The 26,556-nt window shown below is 40.4% G+C and carries 20 protein-coding genes; 13 read left to right on the top strand and 7 right to left on the bottom strand.

Annotated elements, in window-relative coordinates; translation table 11 throughout:
* Positions 1 to 85 precede the first annotated feature (85 nt).
* The 4 genes from maoP to KO534_RS07365 all read left to right on the top strand — a co-directional run bounded on the left by maoP (position 86) and on the right by KO534_RS07365 (position 3,816).
* The gene (maoP, locus tag KO534_RS07350; protein WP_215928959.1) at positions 86 to 451 is read left to right on the top strand and encodes a DUF413 domain-containing protein; all 366 of its coding nucleotides are present in this window, start codon (positions 86 to 88) and stop codon (positions 449 to 451) included.
* A 194-nt stretch (positions 452 to 645) separates the two neighbouring features.
* Positions 646 to 2,364 (top strand): acetolactate synthase 3 large subunit, encoded by a 1,719-nt coding sequence (locus tag KO534_RS07355; protein WP_215928961.1) that lies wholly within the window; start codon positions 646 to 648, stop codon positions 2,362 to 2,364.
* A complete protein-coding gene (gene ilvN, locus KO534_RS07360; RefSeq protein ID WP_215928963.1) occupies positions 2,364 to 2,861 on the top strand; it encodes an acetolactate synthase small subunit in 498 nt (165 codons plus the stop codon). The genes KO534_RS07355 and ilvN overlap by 1 nt, the downstream gene beginning before the upstream one ends.
* 358 nt (positions 2,862 to 3,219) lie before the next feature.
* Positions 3,220 to 3,816, top strand: a complete 597-nt coding sequence (locus KO534_RS07365) for a hypothetical protein (RefSeq protein ID WP_215928965.1) — start codon at positions 3,220 to 3,222, stop codon at positions 3,814 to 3,816.
* A 94-nt stretch (positions 3,817 to 3,910) separates the two neighbouring features.
* On the opposite strand, the gene KO534_RS07370 is transcribed toward KO534_RS07365, so the two are convergent.
* The 4 genes from KO534_RS07370 to KO534_RS07385 form a co-directional block, all read right to left on the bottom strand.
* Positions 3,911 to 4,489 carry a thymidine kinase gene (locus KO534_RS07370; RefSeq protein ID WP_215928967.1) on the bottom strand — a complete coding sequence of 193 codons (579 nt, stop codon included), beginning with the start codon at positions 4,487 to 4,489 and terminating at the stop codon, positions 3,911 to 3,913.
* An 83-nt stretch (positions 4,490 to 4,572) separates the two neighbouring features.
* Positions 4,573 to 6,579, bottom strand: coding sequence for a putative bifunctional diguanylate cyclase/phosphodiesterase (locus KO534_RS07375; protein ID WP_215928969.1), 2,007 nt, complete (start codon positions 6,577 to 6,579; stop codon positions 4,573 to 4,575).
* Between the two features lie 461 nt (positions 6,580 to 7,040).
* Complete coding sequence (locus KO534_RS07380; protein ID WP_215928971.1) at positions 7,041 to 7,547, bottom strand: DUF3087 domain-containing protein; 507 nt, start codon at positions 7,545 to 7,547, stop codon at positions 7,041 to 7,043.
* A gap of 125 nt (positions 7,548 to 7,672) precedes the next feature.
* The gene (locus tag KO534_RS07385; protein ID WP_215928973.1) at positions 7,673 to 10,816 is read right to left on the bottom strand and encodes a response regulator; all 3,144 of its coding nucleotides are present in this window, start codon (positions 10,814 to 10,816) and stop codon (positions 7,673 to 7,675) included.
* 122 nt (positions 10,817 to 10,938) lie between these two features.
* Here KO534_RS07385 and lpxL point away from each other — a divergent pair, with 122 nt between their 5' ends.
* Together lpxL and KO534_RS07395 are read left to right on the top strand one after the other, a co-directional pair.
* Entirely contained in the window at positions 10,939 to 11,871 is a 933-nt protein-coding gene (lpxL, locus tag KO534_RS07390) for an LpxL/LpxP family Kdo(2)-lipid IV(A) lauroyl/palmitoleoyl acyltransferase (protein ID WP_215928975.1), read from the top strand.
* Between the two features lie 23 nt (positions 11,872 to 11,894).
* Positions 11,895 to 12,515, top strand: coding sequence for a toxin co-regulated pilus biosynthesis Q family protein (locus tag KO534_RS07395; RefSeq protein WP_436836577.1), 621 nt, complete (start codon positions 11,895 to 11,897; stop codon positions 12,513 to 12,515).
* A gap of 36 nt (positions 12,516 to 12,551) precedes the next feature.
* On the opposite strand, the gene glnE is transcribed toward KO534_RS07395, so the two are convergent.
* Together glnE and KO534_RS07405 are read right to left on the bottom strand one after the other, a co-directional pair.
* Positions 12,552 to 15,476 (bottom strand): bifunctional [glutamate--ammonia ligase]-adenylyl-L-tyrosine phosphorylase/[glutamate--ammonia-ligase] adenylyltransferase, encoded by a 2,925-nt coding sequence (gene glnE, locus KO534_RS07400; protein ID WP_215928977.1) that lies wholly within the window; start codon positions 15,474 to 15,476, stop codon positions 12,552 to 12,554.
* Positions 15,466 to 15,777, bottom strand: coding sequence for a GIY-YIG nuclease family protein (locus KO534_RS07405; protein WP_215928979.1), 312 nt, complete (start codon positions 15,775 to 15,777; stop codon positions 15,466 to 15,468). Before KO534_RS07405 ends, glnE begins: the two co-directional genes overlap by 11 nt.
* Before the next feature lie 340 nt (positions 15,778 to 16,117).
* Between KO534_RS07405 and KO534_RS07410 the strand changes: the two genes are divergently transcribed.
* The 3 genes from KO534_RS07410 (at position 16,118) to KO534_RS07420 (ending at position 18,743) form a co-directional block, all read left to right on the top strand.
* Positions 16,118 to 16,648, top strand: coding sequence for a hypothetical protein (locus tag KO534_RS07410; RefSeq protein WP_215928981.1), 531 nt, complete (start codon positions 16,118 to 16,120; stop codon positions 16,646 to 16,648).
* 341 nt (positions 16,649 to 16,989) lie between these two features.
* On the top strand, positions 16,990 to 17,631 hold the full coding sequence (gene trhA, locus KO534_RS07415; RefSeq protein WP_215928982.1) for a PAQR family membrane homeostasis protein TrhA: 642 nt from the start codon (positions 16,990 to 16,992) through the stop codon (positions 17,629 to 17,631).
* A gap of 77 nt (positions 17,632 to 17,708) precedes the next feature.
* Positions 17,709 to 18,743, top strand: coding sequence for an XrtA/PEP-CTERM system-associated ATPase (locus KO534_RS07420; RefSeq protein ID WP_215928983.1), 1,035 nt, complete (start codon positions 17,709 to 17,711; stop codon positions 18,741 to 18,743).
* Between the two features lie 464 nt (positions 18,744 to 19,207).
* Here the strand turns inward: KO534_RS07420 and KO534_RS07425 are convergent, their stop codons facing one another.
* Positions 19,208 to 20,062 carry a LysR family transcriptional regulator gene (locus KO534_RS07425; protein ID WP_215928984.1) on the bottom strand — a complete coding sequence of 285 codons (855 nt, stop codon included), beginning with the start codon at positions 20,060 to 20,062 and terminating at the stop codon, positions 19,208 to 19,210.
* Positions 20,063 to 20,207: 145 nt separating this feature from the next.
* Here KO534_RS07425 and gcvT point away from each other — a divergent pair, with 145 nt between their 5' ends.
* The 4 genes from gcvT to KO534_RS07445 all read left to right on the top strand — a co-directional run bounded on the left by gcvT (position 20,208) and on the right by KO534_RS07445 (position 26,303).
* Positions 20,208 to 21,287: a glycine cleavage system aminomethyltransferase GcvT gene (gcvT, locus tag KO534_RS07430; RefSeq protein ID WP_215928986.1), complete on the top strand. Its 1,080-nt coding sequence runs from the start codon at positions 20,208 to 20,210 to the stop codon at positions 21,285 to 21,287.
* Between the two features lie 36 nt (positions 21,288 to 21,323).
* The gene (gene gcvH, locus KO534_RS07435; protein ID WP_215928988.1) at positions 21,324 to 21,713 is read left to right on the top strand and encodes a glycine cleavage system protein GcvH; all 390 of its coding nucleotides are present in this window, start codon (positions 21,324 to 21,326) and stop codon (positions 21,711 to 21,713) included.
* Between the two features lie 123 nt (positions 21,714 to 21,836).
* On the top strand, positions 21,837 to 24,749 hold the full coding sequence (gene gcvP / locus KO534_RS07440; protein WP_215928990.1) for an aminomethyl-transferring glycine dehydrogenase: 2,913 nt from the start codon (positions 21,837 to 21,839) through the stop codon (positions 24,747 to 24,749).
* Positions 24,750 to 25,520: 771 nt separating this feature from the next.
* Positions 25,521 to 26,303, top strand: a complete 783-nt coding sequence (locus KO534_RS07445; RefSeq protein WP_215928992.1) for a BRO-N domain-containing protein — start codon at positions 25,521 to 25,523, stop codon at positions 26,301 to 26,303.
* The last annotated feature ends 253 nt before the right edge of the window (positions 26,304 to 26,556 follow it).

Below are 26,556 nucleotides of genomic sequence, written 5' to 3' on the forward strand. Positions count from 1 at the left end.
GCGCTAGCCTGTTAATGCTCTTAGTATCAGTGTTTTTTTAACTCAGTGATCTTAAATCTTATTAACTTATTTTGTGGGGGTTGTAATGGCAAAACTTACTAGAGAATTTTTAGTCAAACGTATGTTCAAAGATACAAAAAATTATCCCTATGGATTTTCTCGTTCTGGAGATTTTTCTATTAGTGAAAGCAAAGCATTGTCTGAATATGGATGTTTAATTGCTGCTTTAGTTGATGGTCAAATTCAACCTGAAACAAGTGATGATAACAACTTGTTAGCTGCGGCATTTGGTAAAAAAGAGCCAGAAGGTGCTGCTGAAAAAGCATGGGTGAAATATCAAAAACGTATAAACCGTCCAAAACTAGGTAGTGTTTATGGCAATCATCGACCAGCTGCTGTCGAAGATGACGACACCGTAGAGGATGATTTAGAAGTAGAAATAGATGATTAGTCGTCAATTGTTAATGTAATGTAACTTTGTCCTAATTAAGGCTGTATAATCAAGTGTTATTAGAAGTATTATCCTAATATAAGTCTATATTGGGATATACATCTCACTTTTATCGTTTTTCATGTTTAAGTTTCCTAATTGCTCACGTATAGTGCCCCTTCGTTTTTAAATAATATAGTTCTGGAGTGATTCTGATGGAGATGATGTCAGGCGCCGCAATGGTTGTGCGGACGCTAAAAGATATAGGGGTAAAACATGTTTTCGGCTACCCAGGTGGTGCTGTACTTGATATTTATGATGCATTATATGCCCAACAAGATGTCGAACATGTCCTCGTCCGTCACGAACAAGCTGCAGCGCATATGGCGGATGGCTACGCCAGATCAACCGGTCAAACAGGTACCGTATTAGTAACATCTGGTCCAGGTGCGACTAATACCATAACAGGTATTGCTACTGCATTTATGGACTCAATTCCAATGGTTGTGTTATCTGGGCAAGTTCCGTCTATGCACATTGGTGAAGATGCATTCCAAGAAACGGACATGGTAGGTTGCTCACGGCCCATAGTTAAACATAGTTTTTTGGTTAAGCGAGCGGTGGATATACCTGAAGCGATCGCCAAGGCTTACTACATTGCCAATACTGGTCGCCCTGGACCCGTAGTAGTCGATTTACCTAAGGACATAGTCAATGTATCAGAAGAACATCCTTATCAATTCCCTGAAGATGTCACTATGCGTTCATATAATCCTACGCTTAAAGGGCACAATAAGCAGATTAAGAAGGCAGTAAAAACTTTATTGGAATCGAAAAGACCCATTTTATACGTGGGTGGTGGAGCTATATCAGCCGAAGCCAGTGATTTGGTGACAGAGATTGCAGAGAAACTGAATGCACCTGTTACGTCTACATTGATGGGATTAGGCGCATTTTCGTCTGTTCATGAACAGTTTGTCGGTATGTTGGGTATGCATGGTAGATTGGAAGCCAATAAAGCGATGCATAATGCTGATTGTATTTTGGCTTTGGGTGCGCGTTTCGACGATCGTGTAACCAATAATGTTGATAAGTTCTGTCCACACGCGAATATCATTCATGTTGACATTGATCCTGCTTCGATTTCTAAGATTGTTGGTGCACATGTGCCTGTTGTTGGCAGTGTTGATGAAGTGGCAAAACAATTGCTCAAAGAAATGGGCAAAATTGATGCTAAGGCTCAGCACGCAAAAGTCGCTGATTGGTGGGAGCAAATTAATCAGTGGCGTTCTCGTAAGTGTTTAGAATATAAAAAAGGTGATGGCTTAATCAAACCCCAAGAAGTCATTGAATCTTTATATAAACATACCAACGGAGACGCGTATGTCAGTTCAGATGTAGGTCAGCACCAGATGTTTGCTGCGCTTTACTATCCGTTTGCAAAACCTAGACGCTGGATCAACTCTGGTGGGCTAGGCACCATGGGCTTTGGATTACCGGCTGCAATGGGAGTTCAAATGGCCCATCCTGAAGCGGTATCTACTGTAGTAACGGGTGATGGTAGTATTCAAATGAATATTCAAGAATTAGCCACTTGTATGCAATACAACTTACCTATAAAGATAATCTCTTTAAACAACCGCGCCTTAGGCATGGTTCGTCAATGGCAGGATATGATCTATAAAGGTCGCCATTCCCATTCCTATATGGATTCAATGCCAGACTTCGTTAAGTTGGCTGAAGCGTATGGGCACATAGGTATTAGAGTAACCAAGCCAGAAGAATTAGATGAGGCAATGGCAAAATGTTTTGCAGCAAAAGATAGATTAGTATTTATGGACATTGAAATAGATCAAAATGAACATGTTTATCCAATGCAAATTAAATTTGGTGCAATGGATGACATGCGATTAAGTAAGACGGAGCGCACATAATGAGAAGAATTATTTCTGTATTAATGGAAAACGCGCCGGGCTCATTATCACGTATAGTCGGGGTATTTTCGCAGCGAGGGTTTAACGTAGATTCTTTGTGCGTCGCGCCAACAGACGACAAAAGTTTGTCTCGTTTAACAATTGTTACTGTTGCAGATGACAAAGTCATTGAACAAATCACCAAACAAGTGAATAAGCTAATCGACGTATTAAAAGTGTCTGATTTGTCTGACGGGCATCACGTTGAACGAGAACTGATGCTGGTTAAGGTTGCCACCCGCAGTGAGCTTGTTCGTGCTGAAGTTAAGCGGAATGTTGATATATTTAGGGCGCAAATTGTTGATGTTGATGCCAACAACTATACCATTCAGGTTACTGGTACCAGTGACAAACTTGATGCGTTTGCACATGCGTTGAGTCAAAGTACTGAGATTATCGAAGCATCAAGAACGGGAGTGTGTGGATTGGCTAGAGGTGAAAAAGCTCTACGTCCATAAAATAAACATTCTTTTGTATGAAATAAAAAGCCCTAACGGGCTTTTTTTGTAAGTGATTTTCAGAAAAGTTGTCAAAATCAGTCAATAAACTAATTTTATGTAATTTAATTACAGTATTTTTAATAATTAATTACACTAGACCTATTCTAAAATGAAATATAGGTTTCAACAAATCACTTTTAAAACAATGATTTGTAGTGATGTTGATCTCGGTTTTATCTTTTTTACAATTCATTAATCAAAAACAATCAGAAAAAAAACAACATATTCTTGTAACTTAATTACAATTAGTTTCATCAGGTTGAGCAATAAAGCCAGCAACCCCTTACTAAATACCTTAAATTACCGGAGTGTTATTATGAAAAAGTTACTTTTGACCACTGTTATTTGTGCAGCTACGTTATCATTCAATGCAAGCGCTTCTCTTAAAAGCGCTAAAAACTTCAAGTTTGTTGGTGATACTCAATACGCAGAACTTTGCCAAGCGGCTGCAACTAATGATCTAAGTTTATTTAAAAAGAACGTAAGACAACATGGTTTTCGCTTAAGTGCCAGCAAAAATAAAATGTTGATGCTTTTAACTAGCGCGGATAATTTTGAATGTTCGGGACAAAGCCTAGTAGAATTTTCTAAGACTCGTGGCTCACATGATATCGCTGACTATTTAACAGGTGCAGAGCCTAAAGTTGCTACAGCATCAAGCAGTAAATATAAGTTTGTTGGCGACAGAGACTTTAAAAACTTCTGTAAGTCTGCAGTAACTAATAATGTTAACCTGTTTAAACGTGCATTAAGCAGTCAAATCGGCTCTTTAGGTTTTACCAAAAAAGAAGTAATGGGTAACGTACTTGAAGCTGATAACGTGACATGCGCAGGTGAAAGCTTAGAAGACTTCTTCGAGTCTCGTGAAGCGACAAACGTTATAAACTATATTTCTGAAAAGTCAGCTCAATAACCTTTTTTGTTAGGCAGTTGATTGATACGAAAAAAGCAAACAGTGAGAACTGTTTGCTTTTTTTATATGTTTAAATTAAGTGAATATTTGTCAGTTATTGCCAGACAAGCGCAGCGAAGTGTTGCCTGCACATTGATTCGTATCTATCATTTCCACCCACTTCCACTTGCTCACCTTCTTTTACTGCTTGACCACTTTCGTCAATCCTAACCACAAATGTTGCTTTGCGGCCGCAGTGACAAATGGTTTTCAACTCTATTAACTTGTCTGCCCAAGCCAAAAGATAGCGGCTACCTTCGAAGGTTTCTGCTAAAAAGTCTGTTCGCAGGCCATACGCTAATACTGGAATATTGAGATTATCTACAACATAGATTAGTTGCTGTACTTGTTGTTTCGTTAAAAATTGTGCTTCATCAATAAATAGACAGTCTACCTTGCCTCTAGTGAGAAGCGCTTCTACCGCAGATTGCATATTAGTTTGAGGAGTAAAAAGGTGTGCTGCCGATTCCAAGCCTATTCTAGATGCTACTTTACCTGTGCCATATCTATTGTCTAACGCAGCGGTGAAAATTTCAGCCTTCATACCTCTTTCGGCATAGTTATAGGCTGATTGGAGTAAAGATGTAGATTTGCCAGCGTTCATTGCCGAATAGTAGAAGTAAAGCTGCGCCATGAATTATTTATCTCATTACAAAACCACTATTTTGCCTTTATTGGAGACAAATTAACATCATCAATAGAAACTCAGGGTAAAGTTTACGAAAAAATACTAGTGATGGGGTTTTGCCAAATAGTGAGGTCTTCATTTTTCATAGGTTTAGCAAAATAATAACCCTGTAGATAATCCACTCCCATAGCCGATAGCGCTATGGCTTGTTCTTTTGTTTCGACACCTTCGGCAATAGTTTGGCAGTTTAATTCCCTAGCAATAAATAGGGTCGCGCGAATTATCGCTTCACCTTTACCTTCAATATTATCTACAAATGATTTATCTATTTTAACGTAGTTAACCGGTAACGACTGCAATTGTGATAGCGATGAATACCCAGTACCGAAGTCATCAATCGATACATCAATCTTGCGGGCTTGAATTTGTTGCAATAGTTGACGAATTTTAACCTTGTTTTCAACAAAGGTAGACTCTGTTACCTCAAGATGTAGTCTTTCTGGCGCTAAACCACTGCTACGAAGGCAGTTATCCAATAATCGAATAAAACCATCATCCATCAATTGGATAACCGACACATTAACGGATACCGCCGCCTGTTGATTGAATTGCCAATGACAGGCATCCATACAAGCGCGATTCAATACCCAGGCACCTATTTCTTTAATTAACCCTGACTTTTCGGCTAGTGGAATAAACACATCAGGACCAATAAATTTTCCGTTAAAGTCCCATCTCAATAACGCTTCAAATGCAAAAGACACATTATCTTTTGCCGACTGTATCGGTTGGTAACATAAAAATAATTGTTTTCTTTCTATTGCATGTTGTAGACCTTCCAAGATCATCTGTGATGCAGTGATTTTAACTTTTAGATCATTTGAATACATACGAGGGCGTTTGTTACCAGAGCGTTTTTGTTCACACATAGTGAGATCAGCAAGTTGGATAAGTTCTGTGGCAGACAAGCTATGCGCCGGTGCCATGGCAATTCCGATTGAAGCAGACAGATGTAACTCATTGCCATGTACAAAAATAGGTTGGGTTATGCTTGTCCCAATAGCCTTGGCGATTGACATCGCGGTTTCCTGATCACTGTAGGGTAAAGCCACTAAAAACTCATCACCGTTCCAGCGCCCCGCGCGGTTATTTTCAGTAAACGCCGAAATCCTTTGGGTGACTTTTACTAAAACGCTGTCACCCACTTTATGTCCCATAGTATCGTTAATCTTTTTAAAGCCATTGAGGTCAATAAATAACAATGCTAACGGACTGTCTTTAACAACTGACTGCTCTATCAACGCCTCAAGGCTGACGGTGAAGGCTTTACGATTGACTAACTGTGTTAACGGGTCAACATTACTAAGTTTATATATTTCATCGGTTCGTCGTTTTACTTCGTCTTCCAAATTAATATTAACTTGATTGAGTTCACTTGACGCCACCTCTAGTTCTTGATTGGCTCTAGCAACATGGTTCTTTTCTTTTTCCATATCCTCAACGAGCGAAGAATTGAGGTTTTTCTGGTGGATTGCTTTCTTAGTAAAACGAGATGCTTTGATGCATGTTAGCAACATTATCGCTGCAAATCCCAAAGTTAATAGACCTAAAACTTGCCTATGCTGTAACTCTGAAAATATCCCCGCTAAAGACATGGGGAGCAGTAAAATCATCGAATAACTGACGGACAGAAAGCTACTCGCAGACAGAAGAGAGGCGGAACCGCCGGCCAAACAACATATAATCATCATTGGCAAAAATAGCTCAATGTTATTCAGTTGTTGATAAAATATCACCACATACAACGACCAGGCGATTGCTGTTGCAATACTGCCTAAAGCGTAACGTTGTATACCTAACATGCCAGACGAAAGTGATTTACTGCTATTGATTCTCCATTCGACTAAATCAATAACGCGTAGCAGCAAAATCGTGTTGATTGAAAACCACCAGATTAGCTGACTTGAGTGAGCTTGCACATCACTTAACCCGAATATCAATATACTGCTCGCTAGAGCACTGACGAATATCCCTGGTGAACCATTATCATACAACAATTTAGCTGCGTCTAAATGAAACGCCTTTTGGAGAGTCATGTTGGCTTTGATATAACTACACCTTACGAAAAACAAACCACTAAGAATAATCCTAAAGATATAAAGTTAATGGACTATTGGTACTATTTATGCCCAGTTTAATGTTAATCGTCAATTAGTCTAGCTTAATTTTTATAATCAACAGGAACGATACCGATATACCCAGTAACTATATTGGTGTATACAAATTCGAAGAGCGTTTATTGTATTTAACCTGATGTCGGGGTAACCAACGCCTGTAAGCGACGCTATTTTTGCCCTTATCTTCGTTGTTCAACATGAGTTTAGAATGACTAAAAAACTGATGAACGCCTCGATAAGAACAAAAATAGCATCACTTACCCCAAATTGACCGTTAATAAGTATCGATGAAGTTCGTATCTGATTGAAATTTAACTAATTTTTTTTGTTGTCGACATTTCTTATCCCGAGCTCAGGTTATTTAGATATTTTTGTGTGGATCAAAATTGAGCTAAAAGACTCTCGTCGTAGTCCTGTACATTTAGGGTTAATTCAAACATTGCGGCTATACGATCAAGCTCAATTTGCTGGCTAGTTAATTCATCTAACACTATGGTGTTATCATCTAGGTGCCATAACAAGCGAGACCCTGCGTAGCTATATTGCATAACAAGTAATGCATCGGCATTCCCTGCGTTACTGGCAATTTTGAGCTTAGGCATTTTTCGATTTATCCGATTAAGTGATTGTTTTAATTTCCATACATATACCACTTCTGTCATAAAATCGTGGCGATGAAATTTATTCAATAACCCAGTTATACTCAAGCTAGCAAGCACAACACCCAGTAAGTTCCAGTGAAAATGTCGACCACTTTCATCAGGAAACAGATAAATTAAGGTTTGGGAAATCGCTAAACTACCTATCACCAGACCGCCAATACACCCAGCTATGACTAAGTTTAAATGCCGACGATACCGAGCTTTATTAATTTCAATGAGTTGCATGTGTTCCTATAAATAAAAGTAAAAGGCAAAAACTGAAGTGATTGTATTTAATCATATCTATTGTGAACCTTACCCTCAATTTTTTACGACAGTTTGTATTCGAAATGCAATCGAATATTGCTGTTCTAACGTTTACTAATTGGCACCCATTTATGAATTATTTCAGCTAATTGCTCAGACAAAAAGGGTTTAGACAAGTAATCATTCATCCCCGCGGCAAAACACTTAGTATCATCACTTTTCATTGCATTGGCGGTTAACGCAACTATTGGAATATTCTGGTCAAACTGCTGTTGTTCATTTGCTCGGATATGTTTAGTGGTATCGTAGCCGTTCATTATCGGCATTTGGCAGTCCATTAAAATTAAATCAAAATGAGCCGGATGGCTTTTTAACAGATCTAAGGCGTTTTGTCCGTTGTCAGCTATTTGGTATTGGCAATTCAGGCCCTTTAGCATTTCTACTACGACTTGCTGGTTAATATAATTATCTTCTACTACCAAAATATTCGGTTGTTTGTGTGCCGACATTTCAGTTAAGGGAACTTGCTGTACGGGTATTTTATTACGGCTAAAGTCAGAATGTTTGGATGTCAACAGTGCTGTAATAAGAGAGTCTGGTTTCAGTGGTTTCGCAAGATAAGTATTGATTTTTATTGGAGCGCTTTGCTGTGCACTCGTTGCATCAGCCTGGGCTGTCATTAAAAATATTTCTAATGGAGCAAGACGCTGGTCAGCTCGGATTGCTTTACTCAGTTCTATTCCATTCATTCCGGCAAGCGTTAAATCAACGAGTGCATAGTTAAATGGTTGCTGTGTATTGTAAGCATTCCTTAAAGCTTGGATCGCCTCTGAGGCATTTCCTACACAGTGAATTTCCAACTCTCCCTGCTTCAGAAAATTAACAATGGATTGCTTCACACTTGCGTTTGTATCTACAACCAGCAATTTTTCTCCACGAATTGGCGCTAACATTGTTTGAGTGGATTGGGTTAATGAATGGCTGGTGGGTTGCGATTTAACTGTAAAGCAAAAAGCTGAGCCTTGATTTACATTGCTAGAAACAGTTATGGCTCCACCCATCATTTCACTTAATTGTTTACTGATAGCTAAACCTAACCCAGTTCCACCATATTCTCTGGTACTCGAGTTATCAACCTGCATGAATTTAGTAAAAAGCTTAGCTTGTTTGTCTTTAGCAATACCTTTTCCGGTATCTACAACTGTAAATTTAAGTAAGTGGTCATTACCACATTCGGCTTTTAAAACCACTTCTCCTTTTTCTGTAAATTTAATCCCATTGATCAGTAAATTGTTTAAAACTTGTTTTACTCTGTTTGGATCGATTTTTACCCATCTAGGCAGGTCAGGGGAGATGTCCAAAATTAGTTCAAGATTCTTGTCATGGGCACGCGCGGCCATTTCGTCTATGGTGTTGCCTAGCAACGAATATAGGTTGATGTCTTGTATTTCAATATTGAGTTGTCCAGCCTCAATCTTAGTAAAGTCTAAAATATCGTTTATTAAATGTAATAAGGAATGGCTGCTAATTTTGACTAGCTGGGAAAAATGCCGCTGCTTTTCGTCTAAGTCAGAATTTAACAGTAGGTCGTTCATTCCCAATATACCGTTTATTGGGGTGCGAATTTCATGACTCATATTGGCCAAAAAATCACTTTTGGCCTGGCTCGCCTCTTTGGCTTTTTCTTCTGCCTTTTTTAACTCGGTGATATCCTGAAAGGCTCCCTTGAGACAAGTCGCTACACCTTTAGTCAATTCAGCATAACCTACAGATCGCACCCAAGTTTTATTACCTTTTGCTGTTATAAAAGGGGTTTGCAGATCCCAAGGGGTGCCATTTTCAACTGCCAAACTCATTGCTTGCTGAACTTTAGCCCTAGAGTTAGGGGGATAAAAATTTAAGGCGTTTTCCAGATCAACTTCTGAACCAATAGGTAATTCATGAATGGTATAAACAACATCAGACCAAATCACATTATTAGTCAATAAATCGAGTTGCCAACCCCCGAGTTTTGCCATGTTCCCAGTACGTTCCAATAACTCTTGCTGCGATTGCCTTTCTTTTTCGAGCCGTTTTGTTTCGGTTATGTCGGTTTGAATCGCCATAAACCCAACCAGCTTTTGGTGTTCGTATAATGTTTTACATCTTATTTGTAACCAATAAGGACTACCATTTTTATGGTAGTTTACTATGTCAACATTAAAACCTTGCTTGTTTCTAACCGCTTCGCTCATTGTTCTAATGGTTTGCGGATCGGTATCTACTCCTTGTAATATTTTGCCTGGTTTTAGGCCAATTATCTCGTCTAAGCGATATCCACTAATTTGAGTGAACATCTTATTAACCCAAGTGGTTTTACCGTGAACGTCCGTCAAAACAACGGCATTGATCGTTTCTTCCGCTACCTTGGCAAGTACTAAGTTCTCTTTTAAGCTTCGTCGCAAATTATCCTGAACGATGAAATTTTCAGTTAGATCGTAGTTAACACCAATGATCTTAGTGACCTTCCCGGTTGGATCACTCACCGAGTGCCCATGAGCTTTTATGTAACGTATTTGCTTACCCGGCGTGATTATTCTGTAGGTAGAGTCAAATTTTTTGTTGTTTTGTATCGTTGATTCTATTGCGCGGAACACGGCTTCTCTATCTTCAGGGTGAACCGCGTTTTGCCAATGGGAAAGCATGCCACTGAAGTTTGCAGGATTGTGCTGATAAAGCAAAAACATTTGCTCATCCCAAATCAGCTGATTTGTTTCGACGTTAAGCTCCCATACGCCAATTTGGGATGCCTCTCTCGCGACCTCTAACCGCTGATTTGTGCTATCGAGTTGTTCTTGCGTATCTTTTAATTTTGACGATTCAGTAAGCGTGGCAATAACCGTATTTTGTTGCTCGTAAAAAGACGGTTTTAGGTTGATAGTGACAAAAAATTCTTGACCATTTTTACGAAGTGCAGAGAACGCCTCACCTTTACCCATGTAACGTTCGCTATTGGTTTTGAAAAATTGCTTAACGTGGTTTTCATGTCCATCGCGATATCGAGCGGGGACTAAATCAGCGATATTCATCCTCTTAAATTCTGTGAGTGAATAACCAAACATTGTAACGGTAGCTTGATTAGCGAAAAGAATCTCGCCTGTTGATGATACTTCAAAAATAGCACTGGATACCGAATCTAAAATAAACTGGAGTCGCGCAATCTTTTCAACTTTTGGGTTATTTGATGTTGCAGTTTTGTTATCTTCCATCGCGCCTCCAACTGTCACAAACAGACTTACTTATCGCTAGCATTTTCCAGCTTAGCACTTTTTCATGTTTCCAATCGGTTTTCCGTATTAAACTATGGACAGTGAATTAGTCGGAGATCAGTTTGTCAACAAAAAAAGTAGTCGCTCCTGAGTTTGAATTAGAATTTTTCTTACCTAAATATTGGTTAACTTGGTTGAGCATTTTAATTCTGTATAGCATTTCTTGGCTACCTTACAAAATACAGTTATCTATAGGTAAGTTGTTAGGTAAATTACTTAAAGTAGTCGCCAAAAAACGTTACCACATTGCAAAGCGAAATATTGAATTGTGTTTTCCTGACTTGAGTGAACAGGAACGCGCAGCAATGTTAAAGACTAATCTCGACAATGCTGGTTTGGCAATTCTCGAAACCAGCATGGGGTGGTGGTGGCCTTCTTGGCGCGTAAATGGCGTTGCAGAGTTTGAAGGACGTGAACATATCGAAGCCATTTTGGCCAAAGGTAAAGGGGTGTTGGCTTATGCTATTCACAATATGAATCTAGAATTTGCTTGCAGAATATTAGGTCGTGAATATCCATCAGTGGTGTTTTACCGCAAGCACAATAATCGGCTTATGGAATACATGCAGTATTATGGTCGTAATCGAGCCAACAAATATATGGTTCATAAACGTAATGTAAGGGGATTGATTCAAGCGTTAGATGATGGCGAACTCTGTATTTATTTGCCAGATCAAGATTATGGGCGTACTCGATGTGAATTTACCCCATTTTTTGCTGTCCCAGAAATGGCGACCACAAAAGGTTCTTTGTTATTTGCAAAGCAAGCAAATTGCGAAACCATATTTTTAGTCTCAGTCCGCACTGATAACGGCTACAAAATTATTGCCTTGCCAGGACTGGAGAATTTCCCCTCTGGTGACGATAAGTATGATGTGACTCGAATTAATAAAATGATTGAAAAAATGGTCATGCTAGCGCCAGAACAATATTTGTGGATGCATAAGCGTTTTAAGACCAGACCAAATGATGATGATCCATCTTTGTACGATTAGTGATTTAACTGTAAATAGGTGTAATGAGAAAAACTAAACAAGTATCTAATTCTTTATTCTGGCTGAAGCACGTTATGTTGGCGATTATCATTATCGCCATTGCGGCGGCAGTATTGCTAATGCGACAAAATAACCAATCATCTGTGCTACCAGAAGGTGAGATGGGTAAAAAAACGATTGCCAGTAACATGAGTAACTTTTATGAAGATTACCGTTTGTCTTCTCGCCATCCTCGTGAAGAAGAATTAGGTGACTTTGTTATGGAGGTGAAAACCTCCGAAAAACCGCTTGGTGAACGTTTACAAAAAATGGAAAGTCTACAAAAGCCTATATCTGGCAGGTGGGTAGGAGAGCACAAACATCGGATGTTCAAAGCAGGCAGTACACTCAGAAGTGCCATAACCGATTATGCTCAGTCTGAAGGTATGCAAGTCATTTGGGAGCTTGACCAAGACTTTATTGTCAAACATCCTTTTCAACTAGACGATTCGATTCTAGGTAGTTTAAAAATTATCGCAGACGCCATTGATGCCAACTTTAATGGAGAGGTTAAGGCTTACATGTGTCCGCGACAGCGCTCTCTGGTGATTACCGCAACATCTTCTGAATATCTAGAAAAACAATGTGCGCTAGCACGTAAATAACCTGAGCTCGGGTTAAATAAAGTGACCCATCACGTTTTATTCTGCTACTAACTCCAGTAAATATTTTTGCCAAATAGTTTTTACTTGTTGCTGCAAATCGCTCAGAGAGGCGTTGGCTGCAACCAGAGTAGCATTCTGTAAGGCTAACCTGTGGGCATAGTTGCGATACTCTAAATAAGCTTGGATCAGAATGTCTGCCTCAGCTTGGCTGATTAACGATAGTTTTGCTAAGTCGGCTAGAATTCTCACATTATCTGGCCACTTGGCAAGGCTTGGATAAGAACAGGTATGCGCTAAAAGCATAAATTGCACAATAAACTCGATATCTGCAATGCCGCCAGCATCTTGTTTTAAATCAATATGCTGAGCCGTGCCTTTGGCTAAATGGTCGCGCATTTTGATGCGCATCGACACCACTTCTTGAGCTAATTCTTTTAACTGTCTTGGTTTTGATAGAATATCTAGTCGTATCCCACTAAAGCGTTGCTGCAATTCGTGGCCACCCGTTATAAATCTGGCCCTGCCCAGTGCTTGATGTTCCCAAGTCCACGCATTTTCAGTTTGATAGGTCGCAAAACCATCCACATGACACACCAGCAATCCAGCGTTACCAGAGGGGCGAAGTCGCATGTCTATGTCGTAGAGTAGGCCTAAACCCGTTTTGATAGTAAATATATGCAAAATACGTTGGGCTAGTTTGATATAGAAGGCTGTCGCACCTATGGGTTTATCGCCATTGGTCGGCTGTTGTCCGTCGCAATTATGTACAAAAACTAAATCTAAGTCCGAGCCATAACCTAACTCCCACCCACCCAGTTTGCCATAACCCAACACCGCAAATCCTTTGTCTTGCATATTTTTAGCGCCATTGCTTTCACAAACGGGTACCCCGTGCTTAGCAGTAATTTGTAGCCAAGCTATGTCAATTACCTGAACAATAATGGCCTCGGCCAGATGTGTTAAGTGATCGCTGACTTGCATTATGGGCAATGCATTAGAAATATCAGCGGCAGCGATTTTTAATTGTTGGGTCAATTTAAACTGACGCAGAGTTTCTATTTGCAGTTCGAGATCTTCTGGCTCAACCCGCAATAATGCCTGACGAAGTTCATCAGCATATTGATTAAAAGCTACAGGCTGATATAAAGAAATTGGATTGAGTAGCTCATCTAGCAACAGTGGAAACCGCGCGATTTGTTCGGTTACCCAGGGACTAGCAGCACAGAGTTTAACTAAATGAAATAATGCCGCTTGGTTTTCAAATAATAACTGTAAGTACGCTGTACGCCCAAGAATCGCCTGCAAAACAGAAAAAACGCGCTTAAATAATTCAACATGATTGTTTGCGCTAGAACTTAAAATTTTATGAATAATGACAGGCATCAAGTTATGAAGAGTGGTGAGTCCTCTTTGCCCAATGCGCTGTTTAGTTAGACTTTGTTTAAAACTATCTATTTGTTGGTGCACTTCTTCACCAATTGGTAGGCCAGTAGTTACCGTGACTTCATCTTGCAACTGCCAATAATTCAAAATACTTTGTGTTTCTTGTGCGGTTAATTGTAATTGCCAAAGATCCTTTGCGCCTTGTTGCTGTTCGTCAGCTACTTCATCTTCTAGAACAGAGTCTTCTTTAACTAATAATGAAAATTGCTGGTGGACAATGCCGCAATGCTTTGCCAATTGTTGCAGTAAATCTTGATAGTTCTGGATACCCAATACAGATAAAAGGCGGTTTTGGTCTGTATGATTGTTAGGTAGTACCTGAGTTTGTTTATCGGCAAATTGCTGTAAACAGTGCTCTACTTTTCGCAGCCACAAGTAACTTTGCAATAAATCTGTGGCGCTTTGCTCAGGAATTATATGCAATTTTACAAGTTCCGTTAATGCCAATTGCAAGCTTTGCACTTTGAGGCTTGGCTCTCGTCCGCCATTAATAAGTTGTAAACTTTGCACAACAAATTCAGCTTCCCTTATTCCGCCCTCACCTAACTTAATATTATTGGTTAGGCCGCGTCTGCGCACTTCTTGTTCAATCATAGACTTCATACTGCGCAATGATTCAATGGCACTAAAGTCTAAATAGCGACGATAGATAAATGGCTGCAAAATATCTGATAACTGCTGTGAGTAGGGGCAAGGAGTATTCAAGATAGAAGCCTTGAGCATGGCATAACGTTCCCAATCTCGGCCTTGTTCTTGATAATAATCTTCTATTGCATCAAAGTGCATCACTAAAGGGCCACTGTCGCCAAATGGTCTAAGTCGCATATCTACTCGATACACTTGGCCATCTGAGGTTATTTGGTCTAAAGCAGTAATAAGCTTTTGGGCTAATTTGGTAAAAAACTGTTGGTGTTCAACAGACCTTCTTCCGCCAGAAGTGACACCCTGTGCCGGATAACTGAATATTAAATCGATGTCAGACGAAAAATTTAATTCGCCTCCGCCTAGTTTCCCCATGCCAAGGATCAACATAGGTTGAGGGCCAAACTCCCCTTGTGGAATCCCAAACTGCGGCTGTAAAAATTGATACAGCCAATGATTTGTTTGAATGATTAATTGTCGCGCCAAGTCCGATACTTGTGCCAACGAACTTTCAATCGATTGCATGTTATTCAAATCGCGCCATGCAATTCTTAGCATATGTAAGTTTCTAAAGTGTCGCAGTTGCTTTTGTAAATCGGCTTCGCTATCCACCTTATTTAGCAACTGTGTGAGAAGGCTTGGGTAGTCTAGGTGTTCCGCAAACAAAATTTCTTCAAGCAGCAACTCCCTCAGCCAAGCTGGATTTCTTAAACATTGCTCAAAAATAAAATCACTCAATGCAAAGCTTGTTCTGATTTGCTCTGCAAACTTGTGACATTCAGAAGAAAACGCCTCGTGGGACTGCAGTGCCTGCCAACGCTCTTTCCCTAATTCATTTAGTTCAGGGGGCAGAGATATTGGAGCACTATTTTGCATTATTGTTTTCCTTTTGCAGTAACATGTTTTTTATAGGGGCATCATAAAAACTGTTATTTACCAATTTTATTTTGTTGGCTTTACTCAATTTTTTGATCCAAATTTCCAGTTTTAATGCTTCTGAATGATTTTCTACTTTTCCACTTAACTTCAATGTCAGCGGACCTTTGCCTTTCAATGCTTTGGCGCATTTGGGCCCATTAGACTGATGTTCTGCGAAGCGTCGTTCAATATCGGTACAAATACCAGTGTAGAACTGGCCTAACTTATTTTCGATTATGTAAATGTACCAAGGAGTCACGAGTTTACCGTAGCAGTTGTTTTGATTCGGTAGGGATTGTACATGATGCGTGACTTTTATGCCTAGAAGGGCACTCCTATCCTTACGATTTTTCAGGTGATATGCATACCAAGGACGTATTCATAGGTAAATTAAAGCTCTTCACTGGAGATGAATAGTTTTAGTCAATGACAAGAGTTGACTAGTTGCCGAGCAAAGGTGTGTCAAAAGTCTCATATGATTACATTTAGCTACAAATATGATCAATATTCTAAGCCACTCTATCAGGTATATTGCTCGCCAAAGATGGCATATTTTTGAATATATAAGGAAGGTTTCAGTGGGATTTAGATGCAGAATAATGTTAACCACTATAGTTTTGAGTGTTACGCCTCAGGCGGTTCAAGCAAATGATGTTAATTTTTCCATAGGAGGTGGTTATCCATTTTTTGTCGTGCCCGAAATTTCGCTAGCCTCAGTTGATAACCAAAAACGTTGGTATGCAAACTATAAAATAGGATTCGATGATGGTTTTTCGATTGGCTTTGAACAAGCAATTAGCAATACAAATAAACATGCGCTTGGTTTTATAGCGGGCGCAATTGGCGCTAGAGAAGATAAAACTCCTTGCCCTAACACTGATAACGAAAGCAACACCGCTAGTACTCCAGGGGACGATTTCGTGGAAATAATCGGTAGTGCTATTGGATGTTCATTGAGCAAGATGTTTGATGAAGAAACGACCAATGGTTTAGCTTTGACCTATAGCTATAACTTCAGCGGTTTAAATAATGCAGGTATGCGTATCCATGTAGAATTGGGATATGGCGAAGGCCATCACAGTAAAGAAAAACGCGCCGATGGTGGCATCACTCTTAGTTATCACTTTTAGTGATGAAAAACATAGAATATGACGCCCTTAGAGCGTTTTATTCTTTAACAATAGCACAATCAGGGGCTCTCCTTTACTACGCTCCTTGAGTTTTCACGCCGGATCCCGCGTGTTGCTCGGCTTCAATGCGCTTAATTATACTATTGAGGAAGCATCACTGACTTGAATGTACTCAAGTCCAAAGACCTCGAGATGGCGGTGTTATGTGGGGTAACCATCCAAAAACGCCAGCACAATATTTGTATCTACCTATGTAAGCAAAGAAAGTTCACATATATTTCAGTGTACAACTGTACGCTGAAATTATACACTGTCTCTCTAGTTTTCTAAGATCATAGTTCATGAACTCTTCCAAGCTTTCTGTTCGTCCTTACTCACCACTTGAAGAATCGTTAAATGCTGCCACACATGGCTTGGGGTTTATTGCGGCTTTTGTTGGTTTGATACTTATGTTGCTGCGAGTGGACGGAAAACTAGAGCAGGTAGTTTGTTTGGTATTTGGTGTGTCCATGATGTTAATGTTTTTGTCTTCGACTCTATATCACGGAATCAACAATCCCGACTCAAAAAGAATCTTAAAAGTCATCGACCACAGCGCAATTTATATCTTGATAGCGGGTACTTACACACCTTTGATGGTCCTGGCTGTCGGAGGCACGGTAGGGTTAGCGGCTATGGTGTTGATTTGGTCCATTGCAATCATTGGCGTGGTGTTTAAGTGTGTTGCCAATAACCGTTTCCCTAAGGTGTCGTTAATGAGCTATTTGTTGATGGGATGGTTGGCAATATTTTATATTTATCCTTTGTACAATTCCTTGGAAACTAACGGCTTTTACTTACTTTTAGCTGGTGGCCTCTGTTATACGGTAGGCGCAGTATTTTATGCGAGTAAAAAAATACAGTTTACCCACGCCATTTGGCATGTATTTGTAGCCGCAGGTTGCCTCTGCCATTATTTGAGTATTTATTGTTACGTTATTTAATTGCTATGGCCTAGGAAGATGGCTTAAGCTAGCTTAATAAACTTGCTATCGCTCATAGGATAAAGTGACTTTTTATTATGTATGAAAATTATTACGGACTAACTTCTAAACCTTTTCAACTGACGCCCGATCCTAGCTTCTTTTTTGGCAGTAAATGGCATAAACGCGCCATGTCCTATTTACAATATGGCTTATCACAGGCTGAAGGTTTTATTGTGATAACTGGTGATATTGGTACCGGTAAAACCACTATAGCCAACAGTTTATTGCATGATATGCAAGAAGGTATAGTCGCAGCCCAGATTGTTTCACCAAAATTGTCACCGGATGAATTGGTGAAAATGGTAGCCAGCAAATTCAACGTACCCGTTAAAGGCAGCACTAAATCAGATATTCTCAACGATCTTGAAGCGTTTTTAATGGCACTTCACAACCAAGGCAAACGTGCCTTGTTACTGGTAGATGAGGCGCAAAATTTACCATTAGAAACCATCGAAGAGCTGCGTATGTTGTCTAACTTCCAAGCTGCCGGGAAACCTTTATTACAAAGTTTCTTGTTAGGGCAGGAAGAGTTGCAACCTATACTTCGCGCACCCAACATGGAGCAATTCAGGCAACGTATTGTTGCGTCGTGCCATTTAGCACCACTAACTGATGTGGAATGCCAAGGTTACATTGAATATCGAATGCAACACGCAGGCTGGGATGGTAGAGCGTTGTTTTCTACCGAAGCTTATGATCGTATTTTCCAGTTTACACATGGTATCCCCCGAAAAATTAACGCCCTCATGGACAGAATTCTGCTTTTTGGTTTTCTTGAAGAGTTAGAGACCTTTGACGAAGACGCGGTCGAAAGTGTGATCAAGGAAGTATCAGACGAAATGTTCTTGCCAGAAAAACAAGCTCAAACCCAGGCCAAAGCAAAAGGAATTTTAGATGGGGCAACAGAAGACGGACAAATTAAAGACGTGGAGTACTATAAAACCATGTTGACTGAATTGGTTGATGCGTTAGATAACGCTATTAGTCACAAAATAAAGCTGACCCGTTATATCGACCGTTTGCTACAAAAAAAGTACAAAACATACGTGCGTTTGAAATCGGATGATTAGTACAAATTCGTCAGGTAAAACCAGTATTTCGCACTAATTTTGAATTAAGTTAAGTTTTTGTTAAAAAAGCCGATGAAATAAATGAACTAAAAGGTTAAGATCTTATCCGAAGGTTATATCGTATAATAATTAATCAAAAGTAACCTTTAGTATTGTTAGTTCCGTTTGGGGTGTTTTATGAAACGTTTAGTTGGTGAAAGAAGGCAATCATCGGGAGTACATCCTGATGGACCAATCTTCAAGGAACGACGTAAAGCTTATTATCATGGAAAGTATAGTAAAAGAATGTTGTCACTTATGTTAATAGTGAGTTGTGTGGCGTTGATTATTATTAAGTAACGCGATTGACAATGCCGCTTTAATAAGTGGAATAAAAAGCCGTTGGATGTTGTTTAATTTAAACAGCATCCAACGGTTTTTTTGTTTTAAGAGCAATCTGGATGAGCTGAGTTAAGCACCATTAGTTAAGATGCCTGTACTAATTTTGATTGAATAAACTCTGCTAATTTAACGCTGGCATGGGGATGTTGTGATTTTCCGGCAAACAAACAGATCTTAATAGTGCCTAACTTTGGTAAATAATTATGTTGAATGATATCCAATTGTTTTGGCACGCTACTTTTGGCCAAAGCGCTAACACCTAGACCTTGCTTAATTGCTGCTGTGATGCCACTTAAATCGGCATTGGTATAACTAATTCGCCATTGTTGGGTTTGTTGTTTCAGTTTATTAATAACGCGACTTCTATATACACAGCCATCTGGGGCTAACACTAGCGATAAAGTCGTTTGAGGATACGCCAAATTACGATCGCCCACCCACACCAATTCGTCTATCAATAATACTTGTCCCGAAACTTCAATGTCGGGGTCAACTAATGCCAAAACAAGATCAAAGCCATTGAGGTCTTTATCTTCAAGTAAAGATTTACTCAATGCAGAGGTGACTTCTAGAGATACATCTGGATATAACTTACCAAATTCACCAATGATGCTAGGAAGCAAAGTAGTCGCAAATTCACTAGGGATCCCTAGTCTTAATCTGCCTTTTAACGACATAGGCTGAAATTGACGAAAAATACCATCGTTTAATTCCAACATAGCCTGGGCGGTTTTATATAAATTTAAACCATCTGGATTAACAATTTGCCGTTGGCCTTGTTTGCTAAATAGACGTTTCGACAATTGTTGTTCTAAACGTTTTATTTGCAGACTGACTGCAGGTTGTGTCAGTCCGAGTTTTTCCCCCGCTTTTGCAAAGCCACCTAAATCCACTACAGCCACAAAGGTGCGCAAATTGTCCAAAGAAAGCTGTTTCATTTAACTAACCGATTAAATAAGAGTTTTAAATGATTATTCGATTATTCATAAGAAATGTAAATGTAAACATTATTTATTTCAATTTGTTGTCGTGGTTTAGCGGCTCTATACTTTTGCCATAGTTTCACTACGGACACAGTATTTCATGGCAAATAAAACAGTTTTACATGCTAAACATTTGGAAGCAGGGGCCAAAATGGTCGACTTTCATGGTTGGGAAATGCCCATCAATTATGGTTCACAAATAGAAGAGCATCATGCGGTACGTAAAGATGCAGGTATGTTTGATGTGTCTCATATGACCATAGTTGATGTAACGGGTAAAGACGCTCAGGGATATCTGCGTTTTTTACTGGCTAACGATGTAGTTAAACTGCAAGACAAAGGAAAGGCGTTATACAGTGGCATGTTAAATGAAGCTGGTGGCGTAGTTGATGACCTAATCGTTTATTATTTTGACCAAACCAATTATCGTTTAGTCGTGAATTCTGCAACCCGCGAAAAAGACATGAATTGGCTATTAAAACAGGCTGAGAGTTTCGACGTGGTTATTACCGAGCGCCCCGAGTTTGCAATGATTGCAGTGCAAGGCCCCAATGCCAAAAACAAAGCTGCCGAGTTATTCTCAGCCGCACAAAAAGAAGCGGTTGCAGGCATGAAAGCCTTTTTTGGCGTGCAAGCCGAAGACTTATTTATAGCCACTACGGGTTACACAGGTGAAGCAGGTTACGAAATTATGGTGCCTGCCGCCGATGCTGCCGATTACTGGCAAAAATTACTCGATGTTGGAGTCGTACCTTGCGGATTAGGCGCTAGGGATACACTTCGCTTAGAAGCGGGAATGAATTTGTACAGCCAAGATATGGATGAAACTATCTCACCATTAGCCGCTAACATGGCATGGACCATTAGCTGGGAGCCCAGCGATAGAAACTTTGTTGGTCGCCAAGCTTTAGAACAACAAAAAGCTGAAGGTACCGATAAGCTAGTAGGTTTAGTCATGACCGAAAAAGGCGTATTACGCGCCGGCCAAAAAGTGCGGGTTAGCGGTGGCGAAGGAGTGATTACTTCTGGTACATTTTCACCAACTTTAGGTCACAGTATTGCAATGGCCCGAGTACCTGCAACAGTAGGCACTAGCGCCGAAGTTGAAATCCGCAAAAAGTGGGTTACAGTAAATGTGGTCAAACCCAGCTTCGTCAGAAATGGCAAAAGTGTCTTATAAGAAAACAGTTAATTAAATAAATTAATAGGAACCAACATGAGCAACATTCCAGCAGATTTACGTTTCGCCTCAACTCACGAATGGGTACGTCCAGACGGAGAAGGTGTGTTTACAATCGGTATCAGCGACCATGCGCAGCAATTATTAGGCGATATGGTGTTTGTTGAGTTGCCAGATATTGGTGCTGAAGTAGGTACGGGTGACGATATTGCTGTAGCTGAGTCAGTGAAAGCCGCATCTGATGTTTATGCGCCAATCAGTGGCGAAGTGGTGGCAGTAAACGAAGAGTTAGAAGATACCCCTGAGTTGGTCAACTCTGACCCATATGGCGACGGTTGGTTGTTTAAAATTAAAGCCGAAGATCCAGCAGAAGTGGAAACTTTGTTAGATGCCGAAGGGTACGAAGGTAGTATTGAAGACGAGTAACACTTACTCACCGTATCGGTTTTATTACCACTAAGCCATGTTTTAAATATTTTTCTAGTTAAAGAGTGAGCACCAGTTAAACGGTTTTCACTCTTTGCTCACATCAGGAATTTGTAGTCAGCCATGTCATTATCTCATTTTTCATTATCACAGCTTGAACAAAAACAAGATTTTGTGCGTCGTCACATTGGCCCCAGCGAAGCAGAAATGGCAGACATGCTTGCTGCAGTAGGAGCGGGATCTTTAGATGATTTAATGCAGCAAACTGTACCAGAAGGTATTCGTTTACCTCAGCCATTAAAAATTGGTGAAGCACAAACCGAAGCTGAAGCTTTGGCTTATCTAAAGACTGTTGCTAGCAAAAATCAAGTGATGCGTTCGTTTATTGGTATGGGCTATTACGATACTTTTACCCCTAATGTGATACTAAGAAATGTATTAGAAAACCCAGGATGGTATACCGCTTATACGCCGTACCAACCGGAGATTGCCCAAGGCCGATTACAAGCCTTGTTGAATTTCCAACAGGTGACCATTGACTTAACAGGCATGGAACTAGCGTCAGCTTCGTTATTAGATGAAGCCACAGCAGCGGCAGAAGCCATGGGCTTGGCTAAACGTGTGTCTAAAAACCGTAAAGCCAATACATTTTTCGTGGCTGACGATATTCATCCGCAGACGTTAGACGTAGTGCAAACTCGTGCTGATATGTTCGGCTTTGATATTATGATTGGCAAAGCCGAAGAAGCTAGCCAACACGATATATTCGGTGCGTTATTACAATATCCAGGTACAACAGGCGCAGTGACAGATATTGCAAATATCATCGCTGCAGTACAAGCCAATAAAGGCATAGTGGCAGTGGCTGCAGACCTACTTAGTTTAGTGATGCTTAAACCGCCGGGAGAAATGGGTGCCGATGTGGTGTTAGGCAGCGCCCAACGTTTTGGTGTACCTATGGGCTACGGTGGTCCTCACGCTGCGTTTTTTGCGACTCGCGATAGTTATAAGCGTTCATTACCAGGTCGTATTATTGGGGTGTCTAAAGATACTCGCGGCCGTCCTGCTTTACGTATGGCATTGCAAACCCGCGAACAACATATTCGTCGCGAAAAAGCTAACTCTAACATTTGTACTGCTCAGGTTTTACTGGCTAACATGGCTTCATTTTATGCCGTTTACCATGGTCCAGAAGGCTTAAAAACGATTGCATCGCGTATTCATCGTTTTGCAGACATTCTTGCCGCGGGTCTAATTAAAGCCGGTTTTGAGCTAGTCAATAACACTTGGTTCGACACCTTAACGGTTAAAGTGAATAGCAACAAACAACCAATCATCAATGCCGCTTTAGATAACCAACTAAACTTACGCACCGACATTGACGGTGCCTTAGGTATCAGTTTAGACGAAACCACTTCACGGGATGATCTTCAGGCACTGTATCAAGCCTTTGTAGGCGCTAACGTTGAACTAGATGTAAAAGCCTTCGACCAAGACATAGTAAGCAACGGCAGCGATTCAATTCCTGAAGAATTAATCAGAACAACAGAGTTTTTGACCCACCCAGTATTTAACAGTTATCACTCAGAAACTGAAATGCTCAGGTATATCAAATCATTAGAAGACAAAGATCTGGCTCTTAATCACTCGATGATTTCTTTAGGCTCTTGCACCATGAAGCTCAACGCGACCACTGAAATGATCCCAGTGACATGGCCTGAATTTGGACAGCTACATCCTTTTTCACCAATAGAACAAGCCCAAGGTTACAAACAGCTACTCGACGAATTAAGCGAATGGCTAATTGATATTACAGGTTACGACGCTTTGTCGATGCAACCTAACTCTGGCGCACAAGGTGAATACGCAGGTTTAATCACCATCCAAAAATATCATGAGAGCAGAGGGGAAGGGCACCGTAACGTTTGTTTGATCCCCAGTTCTGCCCACGGCACCAATCCCGCATCGGCGCAAATGGTGAGCATGAAAGTGGTAGTGGTCAAATGTGATAAAAATGGTAACGTTGATTTAGACGATTTACGTCAAAAAGCAGCCGAAGTGGCTGACAACTTAGCCTGTGCGATGATCACCTATCCCTCTACCCACGGCGTATACGAAGAAACCATCAAAGAAATGTGCGACATAGTGCACCAACATGGTGGCCAAGTGTATATGGACGGCGCTAACATGAATGCCCAAGTAGGTATTACCTCGCCAGGTTATATCGGTTCAGATGTCTCTCACTTAAACTTACACAAAACCTTCTGTATCCCACACGGCGGTGGTGGACCAGGTATGGGGCCAATAGGGGTTAAAGCCCACTTAGCGCCATTTTTACCTAACCACAAAGTGGTAGCTGTTGAAAATGCCGGTGATACCCAAACACGTGAACACGGCGCAGTTTCGGCCGCGCCATGGGGCAGTGCCTCCATTTTGCCAATCAGCTACATGTACATCAAAATGATGGGCAGCGCGGGCCTTAAAAAAGCCACCGAAGTCGCCATTCTTAACGCCAACTACGTCGCTGAAAAACTCTCGGCGCATTACCCAGTGTTATATCGCGGCCGCAATAACCGCGTCGCCCACGAATGTATTATTGATTTACGCCAGCTAAAAGAAAGCTCAGGTGTCACCGAAGTCGACATTGCCAAACGCCTTAACGACTATGGTTTCCATGCGCCTACTATGAGTTTCCCCGTAGCTGGCACTTTAATGATTGAACCTACAGAGTCTGAAGCCAAAGCCGAACTCGACAGGTTTATTGAAGCCATGGTGAATATCCGCGGTGAAATTGCCAAAGTGGAAGCAGGCGAGTGGGATGGCACAGACAACCCACTTCATAATGCACCTCACACACTCGAAGATATTTGCGACAACAACTGGAACCGCAGCTACGACAGACACCTTGCCGCCTATCCAGTCGCAGCCGTTGCCAAAAATAAGTTTTGGCCTTCGGTTAACCGCATCGATGATGTTTTTGGGGACCGCAATTTATTTTGTGAATGTCCTTCGATTGAGAGTTATATTGAGGAGTAATTCTTAATTTTTGAAAAGTATTTCAAACTTTCTTTGGTATTTTGAGAAACGAGCTTAGGCTCGTTTTTTGTTTTTGGCTACGCCGTTTTTATGCGCTGGCGCTTACTGGCATTCATGCCCTTTTTCACACGAAATCCCTTTCGCCCGACTTACTTTTTGCCTACAGCAGCAAAAAGTAAGCAAAAAGTGCCGCTCGAGGGCAATGCTCTTCATCCACTTAACAACTCATTTTTGCAGGTCGTAATAATTCGTTCCCGACGAGCTATTACTCAATTGCCTGTCCTCGGCGATTGACCTACAAAAATGAGTAGATAAGTGGCGAGCCTTGAGTCGAGGGTAGATCAAGAGCATCGGCGTAGCCGACTAAAAGGTTGCTTCGCAATTAATTATCGTGGATGTCCTAATTATCGTGGATGTCCGATTTTGGACTGAAAGAGAGCTTGGTGCACTTTTACATAAGGAAACTTTAATACCAGTTCTAGTAAACTGTACTTTTGAGGATGTTAAAGAATTCAGTGGAATTCTTCCTGGTTTAGCGGGTTTTACAACTGATACTGATAGTGTAGAAAGCATAGCATTGAAGATCGCACCTGTTGTCACAGTGTCCCCTTAGTGGTAAGTCAGAAGTTTCCATTCATAGAGGTACAACAGTCAAAAAGATTTAGATGCAGTTAGATGTATGTTACTAAATCTTCCAATGGATAAAAATTGGAGATAAAATTAACCCAAGCCTCAAAATAGAGGTTCTACTTATCACACTGGAGGTAATTGATGGGCAGCGAGCTAATAAATATTTGTTACAAAGGAAATAGTGGAGAGTCTGACATTAGAACGATAAACGTAGAAGATATTGTTCATGTCTCACTACTTGATGTCCTAAAAACGTTGTCTAAAGAAAATAGTGAGTTAGGTGAAAAAAATAGATACATCGCTATGCCTAGTGTACTTAAGACAGTTGCATCTACTTTAGAAGAAGACGAATATTTGAGTGTCCCGGTATCAGAGCCAAAATTTAAAGGGGAAACAGAAATGTTTGTTACACACCCCGGACTTTACAGAGTAATTTCAGGTGACAAAAGTCCGGCAGCAAAAAAATTCCAGAAGTGGCTTTTTCACGAGGTTGTACCATCGATTGTTAAATATGGAGTCTACCCACCTCCCACCGAAGCGAAAGGTTCGTTATTATCACAAATGGCAGAGATTTTAGCCCAAAACTCTAGAAATTTAGCAGATTCAATAGCTAAACAAGAGATTATTGAAGCAGCTGTAACAGATGTACAAAATAAAGTAGGTAGTATTGAAAGTCGTTTACATACGATTGAATCTCACGGACAAGATCTATCAGGTTTTATTACAGCTGAAGAACAATTAGCCCGAAGATCAATATTTTTATCTGAACCAGAACTAACGGCTGTTGTCGCATGGTGTGAAAACATTAATCTGAGTTCAAACTTTAAGAGAATTCCTTGCCCAATGAACAACAGATTAAAAGCGAAATTTGCTATAACTGTGATCGATGAAGCATATTCTATGTTTAGTACTCTTCCTAAATAAAATTGCTTAAGAAGACACCCTGGAAGTATCTGAGGTCAGAGTAAACTTGGACCTAATTAAGGGGTTAATCAAAGGTAATCAAAGGGGTCAGAGTGATGGTATTACAGTTTAATCATCTACACTTAGGATATTTTTATTTTAGGGTACGAAGATGGCGAGATTACCTAGATTGCAATCAAAGGAATCAAAGGGGCAGAGACGACGGTATTACAGTTTAATCATCTACACTTAGGGTAGTTTTTATTTTAGGGTA

It is taken from the genome of Paraglaciecola arctica, assembly GCF_018861065.1.
Classification (GTDB): Bacteria; Pseudomonadota; Gammaproteobacteria; order Enterobacterales; family Alteromonadaceae; genus Paraglaciecola; species Paraglaciecola arctica_B.